This window comes from Azospirillum humicireducens (assembly GCF_001639105.2).
GTDB classification, from domain to species: domain Bacteria; phylum Pseudomonadota; class Alphaproteobacteria; order Azospirillales; family Azospirillaceae; genus Azospirillum; species Azospirillum humicireducens.
The window spans coordinates 330,514-349,814 of the sequence record NZ_CP028907.1 but is presented as its reverse complement, the minus strand read 5'-3'; the positions used below and the strand labels follow the sequence as shown (position 1 = coordinate 349,814).

General features: G+C 68.1%; 17 protein-coding genes. 10 read left to right on the top strand and 7 right to left on the bottom strand.

What is annotated here, in order from left to right; genetic code table 11:
• Nucleotides 1-44: 44 nt before the first annotated feature.
• Genes A6A40_RS28745 through A6A40_RS28735 form a run of 3 tightly spaced genes read right to left on the bottom strand, consistent with a single transcriptional unit; the run spans nt 45 to nt 2,922 of the window.
• Nucleotides 45-881, bottom strand: a complete 837-nt coding sequence (locus A6A40_RS28745; RefSeq protein WP_108549246.1) for a RibD family protein — start codon at nt 879-881, stop codon at nt 45-47.
• A complete protein-coding gene (locus A6A40_RS28740; protein ID WP_108549245.1) occupies nt 878-1,786 on the bottom strand; it encodes a RimK family alpha-L-glutamate ligase in 909 nt (302 codons plus the stop codon). Before A6A40_RS28740 ends, A6A40_RS28745 begins: the two co-directional genes overlap by 4 nt.
• Nucleotides 1,783-2,922, bottom strand: a complete 1,140-nt coding sequence (locus tag A6A40_RS28735; protein ID WP_236784123.1) for an ATP-grasp domain-containing protein — start codon at nt 2,920-2,922, stop codon at nt 1,783-1,785. Before A6A40_RS28735 ends, A6A40_RS28740 begins: the two co-directional genes overlap by 4 nt.
• Nucleotides 2,923-3,075: 153 nt before the next feature.
• Here A6A40_RS28735 and A6A40_RS28730 point away from each other — a divergent pair, with 153 nt between their 5' ends.
• From A6A40_RS28730 to A6A40_RS28710, 5 genes are all read left to right on the top strand, one after another.
• Nucleotides 3,076-3,879, top strand: a complete 804-nt coding sequence (locus A6A40_RS28730; protein WP_108549243.1) for an ABC transporter ATP-binding protein — start codon at nt 3,076-3,078, stop codon at nt 3,877-3,879.
• Entirely contained in the window at nt 3,876-4,691 is an 816-nt protein-coding gene (locus tag A6A40_RS28725; RefSeq protein WP_108549242.1) for an ABC transporter permease, read from the top strand. Before A6A40_RS28730 ends, A6A40_RS28725 begins: the two co-directional genes overlap by 4 nt.
• A 410-nt stretch (nt 4,692-5,101) precedes the next feature.
• The gene (locus A6A40_RS28720) at nt 5,102-6,928 is read left to right on the top strand and encodes a methanol/ethanol family PQQ-dependent dehydrogenase (RefSeq protein WP_108549241.1); all 1,827 of its coding nucleotides are present in this window, start codon (nt 5,102-5,104) and stop codon (nt 6,926-6,928) included.
• 96 nt (nt 6,929-7,024) lie between these two features.
• The gene (locus A6A40_RS32035; RefSeq protein WP_236784122.1) at nt 7,025-7,618 is read left to right on the top strand and encodes a c-type cytochrome; all 594 of its coding nucleotides are present in this window, start codon (nt 7,025-7,027) and stop codon (nt 7,616-7,618) included.
• Between the two features lie 7 nt (nt 7,619-7,625).
• Nucleotides 7,626-8,984: a quinoprotein dehydrogenase-associated putative ABC transporter substrate-binding protein gene (locus A6A40_RS28710; protein ID WP_108549240.1), complete on the top strand. Its 1,359-nt coding sequence runs from the start codon at nt 7,626-7,628 to the stop codon at nt 8,982-8,984.
• 9 nt (nt 8,985-8,993) lie between these two features.
• Here the strand turns inward: A6A40_RS28710 and A6A40_RS28705 are convergent, their stop codons facing one another.
• Nucleotides 8,994-9,533: a hypothetical protein gene (locus A6A40_RS28705; RefSeq protein WP_108549239.1), complete on the bottom strand. Its 540-nt coding sequence runs from the start codon at nt 9,531-9,533 to the stop codon at nt 8,994-8,996.
• 198 nt (nt 9,534-9,731) lie between these two features.
• Between A6A40_RS28705 and A6A40_RS28700 the strand changes: the two genes are divergently transcribed.
• The 5 genes from A6A40_RS28700 to A6A40_RS28680 all read left to right on the top strand — a co-directional run bounded on the left by A6A40_RS28700 (nt 9,732) and on the right by A6A40_RS28680 (nt 13,537).
• Nucleotides 9,732-10,220 (top strand): DUF3280 domain-containing protein, encoded by a 489-nt coding sequence (locus A6A40_RS28700; RefSeq protein ID WP_108549238.1) that lies wholly within the window; start codon nt 9,732-9,734, stop codon nt 10,218-10,220.
• A gap of 44 nt (nt 10,221-10,264) precedes the next feature.
• Nucleotides 10,265-10,705: a dihydroneopterin aldolase gene (locus A6A40_RS28695; protein WP_108549237.1), complete on the top strand. Its 441-nt coding sequence runs from the start codon at nt 10,265-10,267 to the stop codon at nt 10,703-10,705.
• 124 nt (nt 10,706-10,829) lie between these two features.
• Nucleotides 10,830-12,215, top strand: coding sequence for a DUF6513 domain-containing protein (locus A6A40_RS28690; protein WP_108549236.1), 1,386 nt, complete (start codon nt 10,830-10,832; stop codon nt 12,213-12,215).
• A 9-nt stretch (nt 12,216-12,224) separates the two neighbouring features.
• Nucleotides 12,225-12,803 (top strand): DUF447 domain-containing protein, encoded by a 579-nt coding sequence (locus tag A6A40_RS28685; RefSeq protein WP_108549516.1) that lies wholly within the window; start codon nt 12,225-12,227, stop codon nt 12,801-12,803.
• On the top strand, nt 12,800-13,537 hold the full coding sequence (locus A6A40_RS28680; protein ID WP_108549235.1) for a (5-formylfuran-3-yl)methyl phosphate synthase: 738 nt from the start codon (nt 12,800-12,802) through the stop codon (nt 13,535-13,537). The genes A6A40_RS28685 and A6A40_RS28680 overlap by 4 nt, the downstream gene beginning before the upstream one ends.
• Here A6A40_RS28680 and fdhF read toward each other — a convergent pair.
• From fdhF to fba, 3 genes are all read right to left on the bottom strand, one after another.
• Entirely contained in the window at nt 13,497-16,268 is a 2,772-nt protein-coding gene (gene fdhF / locus A6A40_RS28675) for a formate dehydrogenase subunit alpha (protein WP_108549234.1), read from the bottom strand. The genes A6A40_RS28680 and fdhF overlap by 41 nt on opposite strands.
• Nucleotides 16,269-16,278: 10 nt before the next feature.
• Nucleotides 16,279-18,036, bottom strand: coding sequence for an NAD(P)H-dependent oxidoreductase subunit E (locus tag A6A40_RS28670; RefSeq protein WP_108549515.1), 1,758 nt, complete (start codon nt 18,034-18,036; stop codon nt 16,279-16,281).
• A gap of 213 nt (nt 18,037-18,249) precedes the next feature.
• Complete coding sequence (fba, locus tag A6A40_RS28665) at nt 18,250-19,287, bottom strand: class II fructose-bisphosphate aldolase (protein WP_108549233.1); 1,038 nt, start codon at nt 19,285-19,287, stop codon at nt 18,250-18,252.
• Nucleotides 19,288-19,301 lie beyond the last annotated feature (14 nt).

Sequence of the window (19,301 nt, the reverse complement as noted above, 5' to 3'; positions counted from 1 at the left end):
GGCGCAGCACCTTCCCACCCAAAACAAGCGTTTGCTTCGGCCACTCAGGCCGGCTGCGGCTCGAAATGGGCGAAGAATTGCCCGGTGCCGTCCGGCGCGCTGGCGTCGTAATGCAGCGCGCAGAGCCGCAGCCGACCGGCATCGCCCAGTTCCGGCCCGGCCAGCATGCTGTGGAAGCTCTCGCCGCCGAGCAGCCGATGGGCGGTGGTCAGGTACAGGCGTGAAAGCCTGCGGTCGCGCATCATGGTGTCGAGCATGCGCGGCCCCGTCAGCAGATAGACGCTGCGCAGTCCCCGCCGAGCCAATTCATCGACCAGAGGCCCGCCCTCCACCGACGCTCCCGAACCGGCGACCAGCACCTCGTGGCCGGCGGCGCGCCAGTGCGCGACACGTTCGGCCGGCGCCGCGGCGCCCGTGGCGATGAGCACACGCTGACCATGGCGCGCTGGCGAGTCCGGCATCGGGAAATTCAGGCTGGCGCTGGCGACGACCACAGCCGGCTGCGGGGGCAATCCGTTGTCTATCCGCCATCGGGCGAGGTCGCGCGCCGCCTCCTGCATCCCCACCTGCAGAACATCGTCCAGCCGTCCGGCCGCCAGATCGCGCAGGTAGCCCCCATGGGTAACGAAGCAGTCCGCCTGCGCCTGTAGCTCCTGGAACAGGCGGAAATCGTTGCCGCTGACCAGCCCGGCGGGCAGGCGGCTCTCCCCGGTGGCGGGATCGCGCAGGGCGATGCGCCCGTCCAGGCTGGCGACGAAACTGGCATAGACGAAGGGCGCTACGGCACTCCCGCGCTCATGCAGACGATGGGCGAGATAGGCGCCGCCGATTGCGACTTCTTCGGGCGGACCGGGGAACAGCCGGAGCATGCGGGCGGTCATTGCGGCCCCCGCGATGCGGCGGCCTCGACGCGGCCGAGGAAATCCGCCGCCAGCGCGTCGGCGATGTCGGCGTCGCTGACCGACTGCAGCCCCTGCCATGCCGGCATCGAGTTCACCTCCAGAACCAGCCACTGTCCATCGTCGCCGGGGGCGGAAATCAGGTCGACTCCGGCATAGCCGGCACCGACCGCCGCGGCGGCGCGCACCGCCAGATCGGCCACCGCACCCTCCGGCGCCAGGGCTTCGCAGCGCCCACCCTGACGGACGTTGGTGATCCAGCTGCGGCCGTGGCGGATCATCGCCGCCACCGCGCGCCCTCCCACAACGAAGACCCGGCAGTCGCGCCACTCGCCCTCGCGGCGCGGCGGCACGAAGGGCTGCAGGTAATAGACGCCGGCCACCGCTTCCGGCTCCGGCACGTCGTCCGGACGCGGCAGGCGGCGCAGGCCGCGGCCCTGGGCACCGAACAGCGGCTTCAGCACGCAGTCCGGCCAAGCCCCCGCCACCGCGCGCGCCGTCGCGGCATCCTGCACGGCGACGGAAGGCGGCGTCGGCAACCCGGCCTGGGCCAGCAGGAAGCTGGTCATGCTCTTGTCCACGCAAGCCTCGATGGCGCGGGCGGAGTTGTAGACCGGCACCCCCAGCCGGTCGAGCGCATGCAGCACCCCCAGCCGCAGCGTCACCTGTTCGAAGCTGCCCTGCCCGACCACCCGCACGAAGGCCCCCGCCGGCAGGGCATCGCCGAATCCCGGCAGCAGCAGACCCGTCGCCGTCCGCCCGACGGCGAAGCCGCAGGCGCTCAGCGGCACGCGGCGGCATTCGACGCCGCGGCGCATCATCGCCTGCTCCAGCCTTGCGGCGTGCCAGTCGGCGCCATCGGTGAACAGGGCGACCGCACCGCTCATGCCGCCGCCGCCAGGGCATGCAACCGGAACAGATCCCGTGCGCGCCGCCCGGCAAGGCGGCGGGCCTCCACCACACCGGCCGCATCGGCCAGAACGGTGCAGAACGGCGCTCCCGGCAGGACGTGAGCCGGGCTGCGGGGACGGTCGGCGGTCCAATCCGGCCAGCGCATGCCACCGTCCAGGCGAACCGGTGTACGCGCATAGACGACCAGGGCGGCGCGGCAGCCGGACAGCGCCGGCAGTTCCTGCGGCAGATCGCCGGAGCAGGCGGCCATATGCAGCCCGAGCAAACCCGGCATCGGCGGACGGTCGAACAGGTCGAGCGTCGCCCCCGGCCGCGGATTGATCTCCAACAGGCACCAGCCGCCCGGTCCGGCCAGGAAATCGGCGCTGTTGAGCCCGACCAGCCCAACCTCCGCAGTGATGCGCGAGACGGCGGCCGTCATGCCTGCGGCGGCCCCCCTGTCTATCGGCACCACCGGCAACGGTCCGACCGCGCCGCCATAGCGAAAGGGCTGCCGGGGCGCAGGGGCCACCCATTGCCGGCTGAAGCCCACCGGCAGCACCCGCCGGCCATCGGCCAGGAAAAGCAGGGACACCGGCCGTCCCGGCACACGGCGCTGGAGATAATGTCCCGCCGGCACCCGCCGACCGGCTGGCCGGATATGGCCGCCGCCGCTGGCACCGGCGTGCTTCGTCAGCCAGCCCCCGCTGTCAACCGGCGGCGATGTGGCGATGTCCGGATGCGGAATGCCGAGACGGCCGAGCAGAGCGGCAAGGGCAGACGGGTCCTTGAGCATTGCCACCGTCGCGGCGCTGTTGCCGATGACCGGCCGATCGCGTTCCAGCGCCTCCAGCAGGTCCGGCCTGTCCTCGAACCCGGCGCCATAAACCAGCGGCACCCCGCGCAGATCGGGCGCCGCCAGGACCCGCCCCAGCGCCGGACCGGGAAGGCGCAGCCGCCGCGACGGCAGGGCGAAGCAGCGGTTCGCCATCGCCTCCGTGTCCGTGTCGGCGAACAGGTCGAGGGCGGTCACACTCATTCCGCTGCGGCCTGCACTGCCGGCCAGGGCGCGCGCCGACAGAGCCACCAGCAGGACGTCACTCTTCGGGAGTATGGTCTGGGTCAAGCTCACGTCCCGGCACGAAAGCGCCTTGAACATTCATCCGCAATCCCAACAATCATGCGGCGACGCCATCTTTGCAATCACCCTTCCGAACAACGGCGCATGCCGCGCATCCCACCACCAATCGGGTGAGGACGGGGTTATGGCCTGGGGGAAGACAGGATGTTCGAGGCCGTGGTTCTTCCGGAGTCTCCGTCGATTCCCGCAATTCAAGGATCCGCCGCCGGGGCTGTGGCCGCCTTGGCCGTGGAGGATCTGAGCCACAGCTTCGGCAAGCGCATGGCACTGGACCATGTGTCCTTCACCGTGCCGCCGGCCGGCTTCACCATGCTGCTGGGGCTGAACGGCGCGGGAAAGACCACGCTGTTCTCGCTGATCACCCGGCTCTATTCCGGCCGCAGCGGCGACATCCGCATCTTCGGCTTCGACCTGCGGCAGCAGCCGACCCGCGCGCTGGCGCGGATCGGCGTGGTGTTCCAACAGCCGACGCTCGACCTCGACCTCACCATCCGGCAGAATCTGCGCTACCATGGCGGCCTGCACGGCATGCGGCCATCGGACTGCGAAGCCCGCGCACGCGAGGAGTTGGCCCGCATCGGCCTGTCCGACCGCGCCGACGACAGGGTGCGAGCCCTGTCCGGCGGACAGCGCCGCCGGGTGGAGATCGCCCGCGCCCTGCTGCACCGCCCGAGCCTGCTGCTTCTCGATGAGCCGACGGTCGGGCTCGACGTGGACTCCCGCCGCCACATCCTCGCCCATGTCCGCGCGCTCTGCCGCGACGAGGGGCTGGCGGTGCTGTGGGCCACCCACCTGATGGACGAGGCGGCGGACGAGGACTCCGTCATCGTGCTGCACCAGGGCCGCCTGCGCGCCTCCGGAAGCGTCCTGGCGGTCTGCGCCGGAACCGGCATGGCTGCCCTGCCCGCCGCCTTCGCCGCCCTGACGGCGGAGGAGCGCCGCTCATGAGTGCCGCCACCTACTGGTACTGCCTGCGCAGCATCATCGTGCGCGAGGGCCTGCGCTTCCTGCACCAGCGCGAGCGCTTCTTCGCCGCACTGGTCCGGCCGCTGGTCTGGCTGGCGATCTTCGCCGTCGGCTTCCGCGCCGTGCTGGGCGTGTCGATCATCCCGCCCTACGAGACCTACATCCTCTACGACGAATATGTCGTGCCCGGCCTGGTCGCGATGATCCAGCTGTTCAACGGCATGCAGAATTCGCTGTCCATGGTCTACGACCGCGAAATGGGCAGCATGCGGACGTTGCTGGTCAGTCCGCTGCCGCGCTGGTACCTGCTGGTCGCCAAGCTGCTGGCCGGCGTCGCGGTGTCGATCATGCAGGTCTATGTCTTCCTCGGCATCACCTGGCTGTGGGGGGTGGAGCCGCCGCCGCTGGGCTATCTCGCCGTCCTGCCGGCGCTGGTGCTGAGCGGGCTGATGCTGGGGGCGCTGGGCCTGCTCCTGTCCTCCTTCGTCAAGCAGCTGGAGAATTTCGCCGGGGTGATGAATTTCGTCATCTTTCCGATGTTCTTCGCCTCCTCCGCCCTCTACCCGCTCTGGCGAATTCGGGAAGGCAGCCCGACCCTGTACCTGATCGCCGCCTACAATCCCTTCACCCAGGCGGTGGAACTGATCCGCTTCAGCCTGTATCTCCGAGTCGACGTCGCCGCTCTGCTGTGGGTGGCCGGCTGCCTCGCACTGTTTCTCGGCGCTGCGGTGCTGGCCTATGATCCCGGCCGCGGATTCTGGGCAAGACGGGGCGGACCGGCTGAGCAGGCCTGACCGCGCGAACGCCAGCTCGGCAAGGCTCTACATTTGGATTACCACTTTCAGAACAAAGCATCCGTTCTTTCGCTTTGCCCAAAAACTTTCGAACGGCAGCGGAAAACAATCTTCACAGACTATCTTTATTTGATCAGACTGACTGTCGGCATCACCAACATAATGCGGGGCAGTTCAGAACCCCGCCAAGGGCCGTGCTCCGGCACTTGATACCGGCACGCCTGGATGCCGGCCCCATTGGGATTGGGAACTTCGGGTGCCGATGCACCTCCGACGCCGACTGATCGACATCACGCGCCAACGAAGGAGGGAGACCGCCCTCTCAACGGACCGTTCAATCGCCACCGCCGCCTGTCGCCGCACAGTCCATGGGACCACGGGCCACCCTTTAAAAAAACGGGAGGAAACAGATGAACCCCTTTGTGCGCTGTCTGCTCGTCACCGCCGCGATCCAGGCGGCCACCGCCACGGTCGCCCATGCCAATGAAGACACCCTGAAAAACCAGAAGGATCCGGCCAACTGGGCGATGCAGCTCGGCAATTATGCCGGCCAGCGCTACAGCACGCTCGACCAGATCACCCGCGACAACGTGAAGAACCTGCGGCCGGTCTGGCAATTCTCCACCGGCGTCCTGCGCGGACATGAGGGCGGTCCCGTGGTGGTCGGCGACACGATGTACATATCGACGCCCTTCCCCAACATCGTCTACGCGCTGGACCTGAACGACAACGGCCGCATCAAGTGGAAATATGAACCCAAGCAGGACTCCGCCGTCATCCCGGTGATGTGCTGCGACACCGTCACCCGCGGCGTCGCGGTGGCCGGCAACAAGGTCTTCCTGGGTCAGGCCGACAACACGCTGGTGGCGCTCGACGCGCAGAGCGGCAAGATGCTGTGGTCGGCCAAGAACGGCGATGCCAGCAAGGGCGAAACACTGACGGCCGCCCCGCTGGTCGTCAAGGACAAGGTCTATGTGGGCATCAGCGGCGGCGAGTTCGGCGTGCGCGGCCATCTGACGGCCTACGACATCAACAGCGGCAAGATGGTGTGGCGGGCCTATTCGACCGGTCCCGACAAGGACGTGATGATCGACCCGCAGAAGACGCTGATGATGGGCAAGCCGATCGGCGAGCCCGACCTCGGCATCAAGACCTGGCCGGCGGACCAGTGGAAGATCGGCGGCGGCACCACCTGGGGCTGGTACACCTACGATCCCGACCTGAACCTGATCTATTACGGCACCGGCAACCCCGGCACCTGGAATCCGGCACAGCGCGCCGTCGACAAGAACCGGGCCAAGAGCGACAACAAATGGTCGATGACCATCTTCGCCCGCGATGCCGACACCGGTCAGGCGAAATGGGTGTTCCAGAAGACGCCGTTCGACGAGTGGGATTATGACGGCGTGAACGAGAACATCCTGGCCGACATCACCATCGGCGGCCAGCAGCGCAAGGTCCTGGTCAACATGGACCGCAACGGCTTCGGCTATACGCTCGACCGCAACACCGGCGAGCTTCTCGTCGCGAAGAAGTTCGATCCGACCGTCAACTGGGCGACCGAGATCGACATGGCGACCGGCAGGCCCAAGGTCGTCGACAAATACAGCACCTTCGCCCAGGGCGAGGACACCAACACCACCGGCGTCTGCCCGGCGGCGCTCGGGTCGAAGGACCAGCAGCCGGCCTCCTACTCGCCGGACAGCGGCCTGCTCTACGTGCCGACGAACCACATCTGCATGGATTACGAACCGTTCAAGGTGGAGTATTCGGCAGGCCAGCCCTATGTCGGCGCGACGCTCAGCATGTATCCGGCCCCGAACTCGCACGGCGGGATGGGCAACTTCATCGCCTGGGATCCGGCGGCCGGCAAGATCGTCTGGTCGAAGCCGGAACGCTTCGCGGTTTGGAGCGGCGCCCTGACGACCAAGGGCGGCGTCGGCTTCTACGGCACGCTTGAAGGCTACCTGAAGGCCTTCGACCTGCGTGACGGCAAGGATCTCTACAACTTCAAGACATCGTCCGGCATCATCGGCAACGTCAACACCTACACGCACAAGGGCAAGCAGTACGTCGCGGTGCTGTCGGGTGTCGGCGGCTGGGCCGGTATCGGGCTCGCCGCAGGGCTGACCGGCGAACAGGAAGGCCTTGGCGCCGTCGGCGCACACAAATCGCTGGGCGAATACACCCAGCTTGGCGGCACGCTGACCGTCTTCGCCCTCCCGGACAACCAGTAAACCCGTAGGCGGGGCGCCGGTCCGCAAAGGGACCGGTGTTCCGCCCGTTTCATGCTGATGGCACAGACGAACAAAGGCAGCGGGAGAGACAGTGAGATGCCCAGATACCTGATCGGGCTGTGCGCCGCTCTCGGGTTCACCGCGACGGTGACCCTCGGCAGCGCATTCGGCCAGCAGGATGCCGCACAGAAGCCGGCGCAGGATCAGACCGCAACGAACAATCAGACCGCAACCAATCAGACGGCCCAGACCGACCGATCCCGGACCACCCAGGCCGCACAAAGCGAAAGCACTCCGCAGGAAGCAAAGGTCGCCGAACCGGAAGAACTGGTGAACGACGAAGGGGTGCCGCTCTATTCGGTGCAGGATGGCAAGGTGGATCAGGGGACCTACAACGGCTACCGGCGCTATGCCTCGTCCTGCCATGTCTGCCACGGGCCGGACGGGCTGGGATCCTCCTTCGCACCTGCCCTGACCGACTCGCTGAAGCGGATGGATTACTGGCAGTTCACCGACGTGGTGACCAATGGCCGTACCAATTTGGGGGCCACAGGCGACCGGGTGATGCCCACCTTCGGCACCGATCCCAACGTGATGACGAATCTCGCCGACATCTACCGCTATCTGAAGGCCCGTTCCGACGAGAAGATCGGCCGCGGCCGGCCGGTGCGGTTCAAGTCGGCATCGTGAGGCCGGCATGATCCGCCCGCCGGTCCTATCCCTTATGCTGGCCGCCGTGCTCTGTGCGGCGGTCCCCGCCGGCCGCCCGGCCTTTGCTGCTGAGGGCATGCCAATGGAGATGCTGCGCGTCTGCGCGGACGCCAACCTGCTTCCCTTCTCCAACGACCGGCAGGAGGGGTTCGAGAACCGGATCGCCAAACTGATCGCCGACGAGCTGAAGATTCCGCTGACCTTCACCTGGTGGCCGCAGACCATCGGTTTCGTCCGCAACACGCTGCGCACCCGGCAATGTGATCTGGTGATGGGGACGGCGGTCGGCGAAGAGCTGATGCAGAACACCAACCCCTATTACCGCTCCACCTATGCGCTGATATACCGTAAGGATTCAGGGATCACCGCGCAGACGCTGGCCGATCCGTCGCTGCAGGGTGCGCGCATCGGCGTGGTCGCCCGCACGCCGCCGTCGGCGGTGATGCTCCGCCACGGGCTGACCAACCTGGAGCCCTACCAGCTCGACACCGACACGCGCACCCACCATCCGGCCCAGCAGGCGGTGGAGGATGTCGCGGCGGCCCGCACCGACGCCGCCATCGTCTGGGGTCCCATCGCCGGTTTCTTCGCAGCCCGGCAGTCCGTGCCGCTGGCGGTCGTGCCGCTGAGGGACGAACCGGGCGCCTCGCCCTTCCAATACATGATCTCCATGGGCATCCGCCCGGACGAGCCGGACTGGCGTCATTGGCTCAATGACTTCATCGTCCGCCGCCAGGGCGACATCGACCGCATTCTCGCGGAGTATCATGTTCCGCTCGCCAATGCCGACGGGTCGATCCGGGCGGATGCCCATGGAGGGGCGGCGGCCGATACGGCGGTGCCGGAACCGGATGGCTACCGCATGGCCGACTACCGATCCCCCACCCCGCCCACCCTGCGCGGCGCCGAGACCGTGGGACCCGAGGACGTCGCGCGGCTGGCCCAGGCCGGAGCGGTTCTGGTCGATGTGCTGCCCACCCCGCCGAGACCCGGCGGGCTGGCACCAGGCAGCCGCTGGGTTCCGCCGCCCCATCGCAGCCTGCCGGGAGCCCGCTGGCTGCCGAATGTCGGTTACGGAGCCCTTTCCGCCGATCAGGAGACCTATTTCCGCAACAGCCTGGAGGCGCTGACCGCTGGCGACCGCAAGCGTCCGCTGGTGGTGTTCTGCCAGCCGGACTGCTGGATGAGCTGGAATGCCGCCAAGCGGGCGGTGGCGCTCGGCTATCAGTCGGTCAAATGGTATCCGGCAGGCGCCGACGGCTGGGTTGCCGCCGGCCGCGACCTCGTGACCGTCGAGCCCGAACCGGGGTTCGAGAAGCGGCCCGAACCCAAGATGGCGAATTGAGTGCTGCCCTCAGGACAGAAGCGCCGACAGCATGCGCGCGATCTGGCCGAGCCGCTGTTCGATGCGGGCCGGCTGCTCGCACACCGCGGTCTGCGCCCGGCGGCGGTCGTCGAGGATGCGGCGGTCCCAGGCGATGGCGGCCTTGATCTCCTGCGCGCGGGCGGCGTCGGCCGACGCGGCGTCGAGCTCGCGCAGGGCGGCGGCGATGCGCTCGCGCATGGCCCGCTGATGCTGGGCATAACGCTCGATGGAGGCGATGGCGGCGGTGCGCTGGCGGTCCAGCGTCTGGAAAGCCCCGGCGAAGATCAGAGCAAGCCTGCGGTCATGCTCCTGCTCGGTCCCCTCCCGCACCGGGCCGGCCAGAGCGTTCGCTTCCGCTTCAAGGCTGGCGGGATCGATGCCGTCGTCGGCCGCACGCCGGACCAGGGCCGCGATGGCAGAGTCGCGCTGCCACTCGTCCCCCAGCCCGTCGATGGCCGGACCGTCCCAGACCGAAGCCGGCGACAGGGCCGGGACCAGAACCTGCGGGCAAGGCCAGTCGGGATTCATCTGACCCGAAGCAGTCGGTTGGGCCGCCGCAAGAGCGGGCGAGCCCGAGATCAGGGCGGCAACAAAAGCCGCAGCAGGGATGGAAGAGAATCGATGCATGCCGAGAATGATGGCAACACCAACGATCCGGTACAATCGGAACCGCTGCGCAAAAGGGGAAGCCCGATGGATCATGCGGGGAGGAGGATCGGAGCCGCTATGATCGCAGGGCTCGCCTTCTGTCTGGCAACGGGCTTCACGGGCGCCGGAACCGCCTGGGCGCGGACGCTGGTGCTCGATCTGGAGCTTGAGGACAGCAGCGGCGAACCCCGCTCGGCCGAGCATGCGGAGCGTTTGAAGCAGGTCAGTGCGGAGCTGCGCCGGGCGCTGGATGCCAAAGGCTATGACGTGATCGACGATTCCACCACGGCAGGGCTGGTGCCGCCGGGAACGCAGATCCGGACCTGCAACGGCTGCGAGACCGACATCGCGCGCGCCGCCGGCGCCGATCTGGTCGTGTTCGGCGTCGTCCGCAAGGTCAGCAGCCTGATCCTGTGGATCGTCGTGGCGGTCGAGGATGTCGGCACCGGCCGCGCTGTGACGACGGCGCGCGGCGACATCCGCGGCGACAATGCCGCCGCCTGGTCGCGCGGCGTCGCCTGGCTGGTCGAACACCGGCTGGCGGAGCATGCGCCGGCCAAGCGATGAGCAGGGCGGCTGCAAGAGGACTGGCGGCGGGGAGGCCTCAAACAATGCCGGACGATTCACAAAGCGGTTACAGCAGAATCACGAACGTCCTGCGGCCACCGCGCACCAGCGCCGTCATGCGGCGCTACGACCTTGTCCTGAGCGACTATGTCGGGGAATTCCGCATCGGCGTCTGGGACCACGAGAAGACGCGGACCCAGCGCGTGCGCGTCAGCCTGACCGTCACGGTCGAGGTGCCGAACCGGCCCTTCGTCGACGACCTCGACGCCGTCGTCTCCTATGAATATCTGATCCGGGGCGTCGAGGCCTTCCAGCGCAGTCCGCACATCCAGCTGCTGGAGGTTCTGGCCGAAAAACTGCTGGCACTGTGCCTGTCGCCACCACAAGCCGTCTTCGCCAGGGTCCAGGTGGAAAAGCTGGAGATCGTTCCCCAGGCGGCCGGCGTCGGCGTGGTATTGACCGGCGCGCAGGACCGGTCACAATGAACAGCATTGCAAGCAATGGGGATACTATGACCGGAATTCGGGTCGTGAAGCCGGGCGGCAGCCTGTGGAACGGCCCTGCCCTGCGCTCCTTGCCCGTTACCCTGGCGGCGGAGCGGGAGGCGGCATGGCCCGACGCATCCTTTTCCTGACCGGCTCCCTGGCTGAGAACCGCTTGCGTCAGGTGCTGGACTCGCTCGCCCCCCTGCCCTTCGAGACGGCCATCGTCAATCTCGGCGTCAAGGTCGCGGCGCTCGCCACCACCGAGATCGTCCTGCGGCGGCTGGACTCCGCGCGCGGCGCCGATCTGATCCTGCTGCCGGGCCGGTTCCGCGGCGACCTCGACGCCCTCACCATTCATTTCGGCACCAGGGTCGAACGCGGCCCCGACGAGCTGGAGGATCTGCCGCAATACTTCCAGCGGCAGGCCCGCCCGCTCGACCTCAGCCGCCACGACACCCGCATCTTCGCCGAGATCGTCGACGCGCCCTCGCGCGACACCGCCGCCATCCTCGCCAAGGCGGCGGAGCTTCGCGCCGACGGCGCCGATGTCATCGACCTGGGCTGCCTGCCCGACACGCCCTTTCCCCATCTGGAGGAGGCGATCGGCGCGCTGCACGGCGCCGGCTTTGCCGTCAGCGTCGATTCCCTGAACCCGGAGGAACTGCGCCGTGCCACGGGGGCCGGCGCCGATTACCTGCTCAGCCTGACGGAGGAGACGGTCCACCTCGCCGACGAGGGCGATGCGGTGCCGGTGCTGATCCCGACCACCCCGCCGGATCTCGACAGCCTGGGGCGGGCCGTCGACGCCATGACCCGCCGCGGGCGGCGCTTCCTGGTCGATCCGATCCTGGAGCCGATCCACCACGGCTTCACCGATTCCCTGCTGCGCTATCGAGCGGTGCGGGAGCGCTGGCCCGATGCCGAAATCCTGATGGGCATCGGCAATGTGACCGAGCTGACCGACGCCGACACGTCCGGCATCACCGCGGTGCTGATGGGGGTGGTGTCGGAGCTGCGGATCGGCAATGTGCTGGCGGTGCAGGTCAGCCCGCATTGCCGCCGCGCCATCCGCGAATTCGACGCGGCCCGGCGCCAGTTCTTCGCCGCCCGCGCGGCACACAGCATGCCGCGCGGCTTCGGCACCGGCCTGCTCTGTCTGCGCGACCGCCGACCCTTCGTCCGCAATGCCCAACAGATCGCCGAGACCGCGGCGCAGATCCGCGATCCCAATTACCGGGTGGAGGTCAGCGCGGAGGGCATCCACCTCTACAACCGTGACGGCCACCAGCGCGCCACCGATCCGTTCGACCTGTTCCCGACGCTCGATCTCGGAACCGACACCGGCCACGCCTTTTATCTGGGGGTGGAACTGGCGCGGGCACAGATCGCGTGGCAGCTCGGCAAGCGCTACGCCCAGGACAGCGAATTGCGCTGGGGTGTGGCGACGGACGAGCCGCAGGACGACCCCACCGGCTTCCACGCCATCGGCCCGACCAAGCGAGGCGGCTGACCCATGCCCATGATCCGCGAGACCATCATCACCACCACCGGCGCCGACGGGCAGCCCCTTGTGGCGCCGATGGGGGTGACGGTGGAGGCATCCGGCGACGGGGAACGCTTCATCCTGGCCCCGTTCCGGCCGTCACGGACGCTCGACAACCTGCTTGCCTACCGTTGCGCCGTCGTCAACCACACCGACGACGTCCGCATCTTCGCCGGCTGCATCAGCGGGCGGCGGTGCGACTGGCCGACCGTTCCGGCGGAGCGGATCGACGCGCCCCGTCTGGCCGACTGCCTGTCGCATGAGGAGATCGTGGTGGCGGAGGTGGAGGACGACCCGGTCCGCCCGCGCTTCCATTGCCGGACCGTCCATGCCGCGACGCACGGCCGTTTCCGTGGCCACAACCGGGCGCAGGCGGCGGTGATCGAGGCGGCGATCCTGGTCAGCCGGCTGCATATGCTGCCCGCCGACAAGATCGAGCGGGAGGTCGGATACCTCTCCATCGCCATCGGCAAGACCGCCGGTCCGCAAGAGTTGGAGGCCTGGGGCTGGCTGATGGAGCGCATCTCAGCTCACCGCAAAGGGGAGGAGTCATGACCGGGTGGCTCGCCAGCGTCGCCGACAGGGCGGAAATCCCCCTGATCCTGCCGGCTGGTCCCGACATCCTGGACCTGAAGGATCCCGCCGCCGGAGCTTTGGGAGCGTGGGCGGTGGACGACATCGCCGCGACGGTGCGCGAACTGGCGGCCCTGCCCGACCGTCCGCGGCTGAGCGCCACCATCGGCGACCACCCGATGCGGCCCGACGCGGTGGAACCGGCGGCACGGTGGATCGCCGCGACCGGGGTGGATTTCGTCAAGATCGGCTTCGCACCGGATGGAGCGCCCGACCGCTGCATCGACGCGCTGGCACCGCTCGCGGCGGACGGGGTGCAGCTGGTCGCCGTTCTGTTCGCCGACCTGTGGCCGCCGGACCCCGGCTGCCTGCCCATCGACCGGCTGGCATCCGCCGGCTTCCGCGGAGCGATGCTGGACACAGCCGGCAAGCGCCACGGGCTGCGCCACCACTGGCACGACGCGCAGTTGTCCAGCTTCGTCTGCTGCGCACGGGCGCACGGGCTCCTGACCGGTCTGGCCGGGTCGCTGCGGGCTGCGGACATCCCGGCCCTCTCGGCCCTGTCGCCCGATTACCTCGGCTTCCGCGGCGCGCTTTGCGGCGGGGAGCGCACCGCGGGCATCGACCCGCAGGCGGCGGCGCGGATCGCCGCCGCCATGACCGGATCGTCCGGGGCTACTCCGCCGCCTCGGCCATCTCAGCCCTCTCGATCCTGATCGCGCAGTATTTGAACTCCGGGATCTTGCCGAAGGGATCGAGCTGCGGGTTGGTCAGCACATTCGCCGCCGCTTCCGCATAGGCGAAGGGGATGAAGACCAGCCCGACCGGCATGCGGTCGTCGATGCGGGCCTTCAGCCGGATGGTGCCGCGCCGGCTCGACACCAGCATGTAGTCGCCGGTCCTCATTCCGGCTCGGGTCAGGTCGTGAGGGGAGACATAGGCGACCGCCTCCGGCTCCACCGCGTCGAGCACGCTCGACCGCCGGGTCATCGATCCGGTGTGCCAATGCTCCAGCTGTCGGCCGGTGGTGAGCACCAGCGGGTATTCGAGGTCCGGCGTCTCCGCCGGGTTGATCGGCCGCGCCGGCACGAAGCGACCGCGCCCGGTCTTGGTGGGAAAGCCGTTGCCGAAGACGATGTCGTGGCCGGGCTGGTCCGGGCCGTCGACCGGATAGGTGACGGAGCCTTCGCGCTCCACCCGCTCCCAGGTGATGTTGGCGAGCGACGGCATGGCGCCGACCATCTCCGCGAACACCTGCGATACGTGGGTGTAGTTCCAGTTCAGCCCCAGCCCGCGCGCCATGTCCTGGATGATCCACAGATCCTGGCGTGCCTCGCCCGGCAGCGGCACCGCCGCGCGGCCCATCTGGACCTGCCGGTTGGTGTTGATGACGGTGCCGTCCTTCTCCGGCCAGGCGGAGGCCGGCAGCACCACGTCGGCATACTTCGCCGTCTCGGTCAGGAAGATGTCCTGCACCACCAGATGGTCCAGCATCGCCAGCGCCTCGCGGGCGTGGGTCACGTCGGGATCGGACATCGCCGGATTCTCGCCCTCGATGTACAGGCCCCTGATCCGGCCGTCATGGACGGCGTCCATGATCTCGACCACAGTCAGGCCGCGCTTGCCGTCCAGCTTGGTGCCCCAGTAATTCTCGTAGAAGGACTGGACCTCCGGATCCTCGACCGACTTGTAGTCGGGGTAGAACATCGGGATCAGGCCGGCGTCGGACGCGCCCTGGACGTTGTTCTGGCCGCGCAGCGGGTGCAGGCCGGTGCCGGGGCGGCCGATCTGGCCGGTGACCAGCGACAGCGCGATCAGACAGCGGCTGTTGTCGGTGCCGTGGATGTGCTGCGACACGCCCATGCCCCAGAAAATGATGGAGGCCTTGGACCGGGCGAACAGACGCGCCACCGTGCGCAGGGTGGCGGCGGGAATGCCGCAGACCTTCTCCATTTCCTCCGGCGGGTAATCCTTGACCGTCTCGGCCAGCGCCTCGAAATCCTCGGTGTTGGCCTGGACATACTGGCGGTCGTACAGCCCCTCCGCGATGATGGTGTGGAGGATGGCATTCAGCATCGACACGTCGCGGCCCGGCGTGAACTGCAGCATGTGCGTGGCGTGGCGCGCCATCGCCAGCCCGCGCGGGTCCATGACGATCAGCTTCGCCCCGCGCTCCGCCGCGTTCTTGAAGAAGGTGGCGGCGACGGGATGGTTCTCCGTCGGGTTGGCGCCGATGATGACGATGACCTCGGCATCCTCCGCCGCCATGAAGGGCGCCGACACCGCCCCCGACCCGACGCCCTCGATCAGTGCCGCCACCGACGAGGCGTGGCAGAGCCGCGTGCAATGATCGACGTTGTTGGTGCCGAAGCCGGTGCGCACCAGCTTCTGGAACAGATAGGCCTCCTCGTTCGACCCCTTGGCCGAGCCGAAGCCGGCCAGCGCATTGCCGCCGCGCTCGTCCCGGATCTTGCGCAGGCCGCCGGCCGCCACCGCCAGAGCCTCGTCCCAGCTCGCTTCGCGGAAATGGGTGAAGGGGTTCATCGGGTCGATGTCCACGTCGTGCTTCGACACGCCCTCCTTGCGGATCAGCGGCACCGTCAGGCGGTCGCCGTGATGGGCGTAATCGAAGCCGAAGCGGCCCTTGACGCACAGGCGGTTCTGGTTCGACGGGCCGTCCTTGCCATCGACGGCGACGATCCTGTTGTCCTTGATCTTGTAGGTCAGCTGACAGCCGACGCCGCAATAGGGGCAGACGGAGTCGACCTCGCGGTCGGGCGCATTGGTGTAGACGCCCTTCTCGTCCACCAGGGTGGCCGGCATCAGGGCGCCGGTCGGGCAGGCCTGCACGCACTCGCCGCAGGCGACGCAGGTGGACTGGCCCATCGGGTCGTCGAAATCGAAGACGATCTTTTCCAGATGCCCGCGCGCCGCCATGCCGATGACGTCGTTGACCTGGACCTCGCGGCAGGCGCGGACGCACAGGTTGCAGTGGATGCAGGCGTCGAGCTGGACCGCCATCGCCGGGTGCGACATGTCGTCGGTCTTGTTCGGCCGGTCCACGGTGGGGAAACGGCTGCCGGCAATCTCGACCTTGTCCGCCCAGTTCCAGAAGGTGGAGTTGGGGTCGTGCGCGGTCTCCCGCTCCGGCTGGTCGGCCAGCAGCAGTTCGAAGACCAGCTTGCGCGATGCCTTGGCCCGCTCCGACGCGGTGCGCACGGTCATGCCGGGCTTCGGCTTGCGGATGCAGGAGGCGGCGAGCACGCGCTCCCCCTCGATCTCCACCATGCAGGCGCGGCAGTTGCCGTCCGGGCGGTATCCCGGTTCCGGCCGGTGGCAGAGATGCGGGATCTCGGTGCCCAGGCGCGTGGCGACCTGCCAGATCGTCTCGCCGTTCTTTGCCGTGACCTCGGTGCCGTCCAGGGTGAACGTGATGCCGTGGGACATGTCGGTCTCCTTACCCCTGCGATCCGGTTGCGCCCTGGGCCGAGCCTTGGGCCGTGCCCTGGCGCGACACGAAGTCGTCACGGAAATGCTTCATCACCAGCTTGATCGGGTTCATTGCTGCCTGACCCAGGCCGCAGATCGAGGCATCGCCCATCACGGTGGCGAGCGCGGTCAGCAGTTCCTCGTCCCATTCGGGCTCGCTGATCAGGCGCACGGCCTTCTCGGTGCCGACCCGGCAGGGCGTGCATTGGCCGCAGCTCTCATCCTCGAAGAACTTCAGCAGGTTGAGCGCCACGTCGCGCATGTTGTCCTTGTCGGACAGCACGACGACGGCGGCCGAGCCGATGAAGGAGCCGTGCGGCTCCAGCGTGCCGAAATCGAGCGGGATGTTCGCCATCGATGCCGGCAGGATGCCGCCGGACGGACCGCCGGGCAGATAGCCCTTCAGCGTGTGGCCGTCGGCCATGCCGCCACAATATTGATCGATCAGTTCCTGAAGGGTGATGCCGGCCGGGGCCAGCTTGACCCCCGGCTCCTTCACCCGGCCGGAGACGGAGAAGGTGCGCAGCCCCTTGCGCCCGTTCATGCCGTGGCTGGCGAACCACGCCCCTCCTTTCTCCAGGATCTCGCGGACCCAGAACACCGTTTCGATGTTGTTGATCAGGGTCGGACGGCCGAACAGGCCGACCACCGATGGGAAGGGCGGCTTGTGGCGAGGCAGTCCGCGCTTGCCCTCGATGCTCTCCAGCATCGCCGATTCCTCGCCGCAGATGTAGGCGCCGGCACCGCGGCGGAGATGGATGCGGGTGTGGCGGGCGAAGCCGGCGGCCTCGACCTTCGGGATTTCGCGCAGCAGGATTTCCCGGCATTGCGGGTATTCGTCGCGCAGGTAGATGTAGACGTCGGTCGCCTCCACGGTCCAGGCGCCGATCAGCATTCCTTCCAGGAAGCGGTGCGGGTCGCGTTCCAGATGGAAGCGGTCCTTGAAGGTGCCGGGCTCGCCCTCGTCGCCGTTGATCGCCATCATGCGCGGTCCCGGCTCCGCCCGGACATAGCGCCATTTCAGGCCGGTGGGGAAGCCGGCCCCGCCCAGGCCGCGGATGCTGGAATCCTCCAGCATCTTCAGCACGGCATCGACATCGCGCGCACCGTTCAGGCATTCGGCCAGCATCTTGTAGCCGCCGCCGCGGATGTAGTCGTCGAAGCCGAGATAGTCGGGAATGTCCGGGTGGACATGGCCGTGAGCCACGGCATCGAGCACGCTGTCGACCGTCGCGTTCTCGTGCGGGGCATGGCCGATCGCCACGACGGGGGCATTGTTGCAGCCGCCCATGCAGGGTGCGCGCACGACGCGGACCTCGCGCTCGTCGACACCGGCCTTCAGCGCCTCGTGCAGCTGTTCGGCCCCGGCCAGCGCGCAGCTCAGGGAGTCGCACACACGGATGGTCAGCTTCGGCGGCGCCGGCTCTCCGTCCATCACGATGTCGAAATGGGCGTAGAAGGACGCCACCTCGAACACCTCGACCAGCGCCAGCTTCATCTCCTTCGCCAAGGCGGCGAGATGGCGGGCATGCAGGCAGCCGTAATGGTCCTGAAGCAGGTGAAGATGCTCGATCAGCAGATCCGGCTGACGGGACCGGTCGCCGAGAAGCGCCCGTATCTCGTCAAGGCTGACGGGATCGACCTGACGGCCCTTCTGCTGGTCGCGCGTCTTGCGGCGGCCGGAGCCGGGATGGATGCTGCGGGCAGGAACGCCGCCCGGCGGGATCGCGCTGATGATCGGAGCGCTGAAGTTCGGGGGGAATGCGGTCACGGCGTTTCTGGCCTCTGCTGGATATTCCGCGAGTCTGGGTGTCGCGATCCGAGTTCCTGGCGTTTCGTATACCAGATGCCACGGTAACGCATCATTCGCTGAAAGTCAGCATGCTAAATTATATTCGCCGTTGACCGGATGGGAATGTCGGATGGGATGAAGGTGGGATCAGGCTGCGCGCGCGGCCATGCGCTCCAGCGAAAGGGGAACGATCCGGTCCGCCTGCCCGGCCGACCCGAAGGCCTCGAACCGCTCTCGGCAAAGCATGCGGGCGGCCCTGGTCGCTTCGGCCAGGAACTTGCGCGGGTCGAACTCCTCCGGCCGCGTCATCATCGCACGGCGCAGGCTGCCGCTCATGGCAAGGCGGATGTCGGTGTCGATGTTGACCTTGCGCACACCGTTGCGGATGCCTTCGCGAATCTCTTCCACCGGGACGCCGTAGGTCTCGCGGATGCTGCCGCCATGGGCGCGGATGATCTCCAGCCACTCCTGCGGCACGCTGGAGGAACCGTGCATCACCAGATGGGTATCGGGAATGCGGTCGTGGATGGCGCGGATGCGGCCGATGGCCAACACCTCGCCGTCCGGGCGGCGGCTGAACTTGTAGGCGCCATGGCTGGTGCCGATGGCGATGGCGAGCGCATCCACCCCCGTCCGCGCCACGAAATCCGCGGCCTGCTCCGGATCGGTCAGCAACTGGTCGCGCGACAGCGTGCCGACGGCGCCGGATCCGTCCTCCTCCCCCGCCCGGCCGGTCTCCAGAGAGCCGAGGCAGCCCAGCTCGCCCTCCACCGAAACGCCGACGGCGTGCGCCTGCTCCACCACCTGCCGGGTGACGCGGATGTTGTAGTCGTAGCCGGCCGGCGTCTTCATGTCGTCCAGCAGCGAGCCGTCCATCATCACGCTGGTGAAGCCGGAACGGATCGCCTGCTGGCAGACGGCCGGGCTGGCGCCATGGTCCTGGTGCAGGCAGACGGGAATATGCGGCCACATCTCCACCGCCGCCTGCACCATATGGCGCAGGAACGGCTCGCCGGCATATTTGCGCGCACCGGCGGAGGCCTGGAGGATCACCGGGCTGGCGCAGTCGTCCGCCGCCTGCATGATCGCCTGGATCTGTTCCATGGTGTTGATGTTGAAGGCCGGCACGCCATAGCCATGGTCGGCCGCATGGTCGAGGAGCTGTCGGAGGGAGATCAGGGCCATCGCGGGAGGTCTCC

What these genes read in the sequence shown, in the direction of transcription:
- A6A40_RS28745 (WP_108549246.1), bottom strand. Translation starts at nt 881, where the DNA reads ATGACCGCCCGCATGCTCCGGCTGTTCCCCGGTCCGCCCGAAGAAGTC.
- A6A40_RS28740 (WP_108549245.1), bottom strand. Translation starts at nt 1,786, where the DNA reads ATGAGCGGTGCGGTCGCCCTGTTCACCGATGGCGCCGACTGGCACGCC.
- A6A40_RS28730 (WP_108549243.1), top strand. Translation starts at nt 3,076, where the DNA reads ATGTTCGAGGCCGTGGTTCTTCCGGAGTCTCCGTCGATTCCCGCAATT.
- A6A40_RS28725 (WP_108549242.1), top strand. Translation starts at nt 3,876, where the DNA reads ATGAGTGCCGCCACCTACTGGTACTGCCTGCGCAGCATCATCGTGCGC.
- A6A40_RS28720 (WP_108549241.1), top strand. Translation starts at nt 5,102, where the DNA reads ATGAACCCCTTTGTGCGCTGTCTGCTCGTCACCGCCGCGATCCAGGCG.
- A6A40_RS32035 (WP_236784122.1), top strand. Translation starts at nt 7,025, where the DNA reads ATGCCCAGATACCTGATCGGGCTGTGCGCCGCTCTCGGGTTCACCGCG.
- A6A40_RS28710 (WP_108549240.1), top strand. Translation starts at nt 7,626, where the DNA reads ATGATCCGCCCGCCGGTCCTATCCCTTATGCTGGCCGCCGTGCTCTGT.
- A6A40_RS28705 (WP_108549239.1), bottom strand. Translation starts at nt 9,533, where the DNA reads ATGAATCCCGACTGGCCTTGCCCGCAGGTTCTGGTCCCGGCCCTGTCG.
- A6A40_RS28700 (WP_108549238.1), top strand. Translation starts at nt 9,732, where the DNA reads ATGATCGCAGGGCTCGCCTTCTGTCTGGCAACGGGCTTCACGGGCGCC.
- A6A40_RS28695 (WP_108549237.1), top strand. Translation starts at nt 10,265, where the DNA reads ATGCCGGACGATTCACAAAGCGGTTACAGCAGAATCACGAACGTCCTG.
- A6A40_RS28690 (WP_108549236.1), top strand. Translation starts at nt 10,830, where the DNA reads ATGGCCCGACGCATCCTTTTCCTGACCGGCTCCCTGGCTGAGAACCGC.
- A6A40_RS28685 (WP_108549516.1), top strand. Translation starts at nt 12,225, where the DNA reads ATGATCCGCGAGACCATCATCACCACCACCGGCGCCGACGGGCAGCCC.
- A6A40_RS28680 (WP_108549235.1), top strand. Translation starts at nt 12,800, where the DNA reads ATGACCGGGTGGCTCGCCAGCGTCGCCGACAGGGCGGAAATCCCCCTG.
- fdhF (WP_108549234.1), bottom strand. Translation starts at nt 16,268, where the DNA reads ATGTCCCACGGCATCACGTTCACCCTGGACGGCACCGAGGTCACGGCA.
- fba (WP_108549233.1), bottom strand. Translation starts at nt 19,287, where the DNA reads ATGGCCCTGATCTCCCTCCGACAGCTCCTCGACCATGCGGCCGACCAT.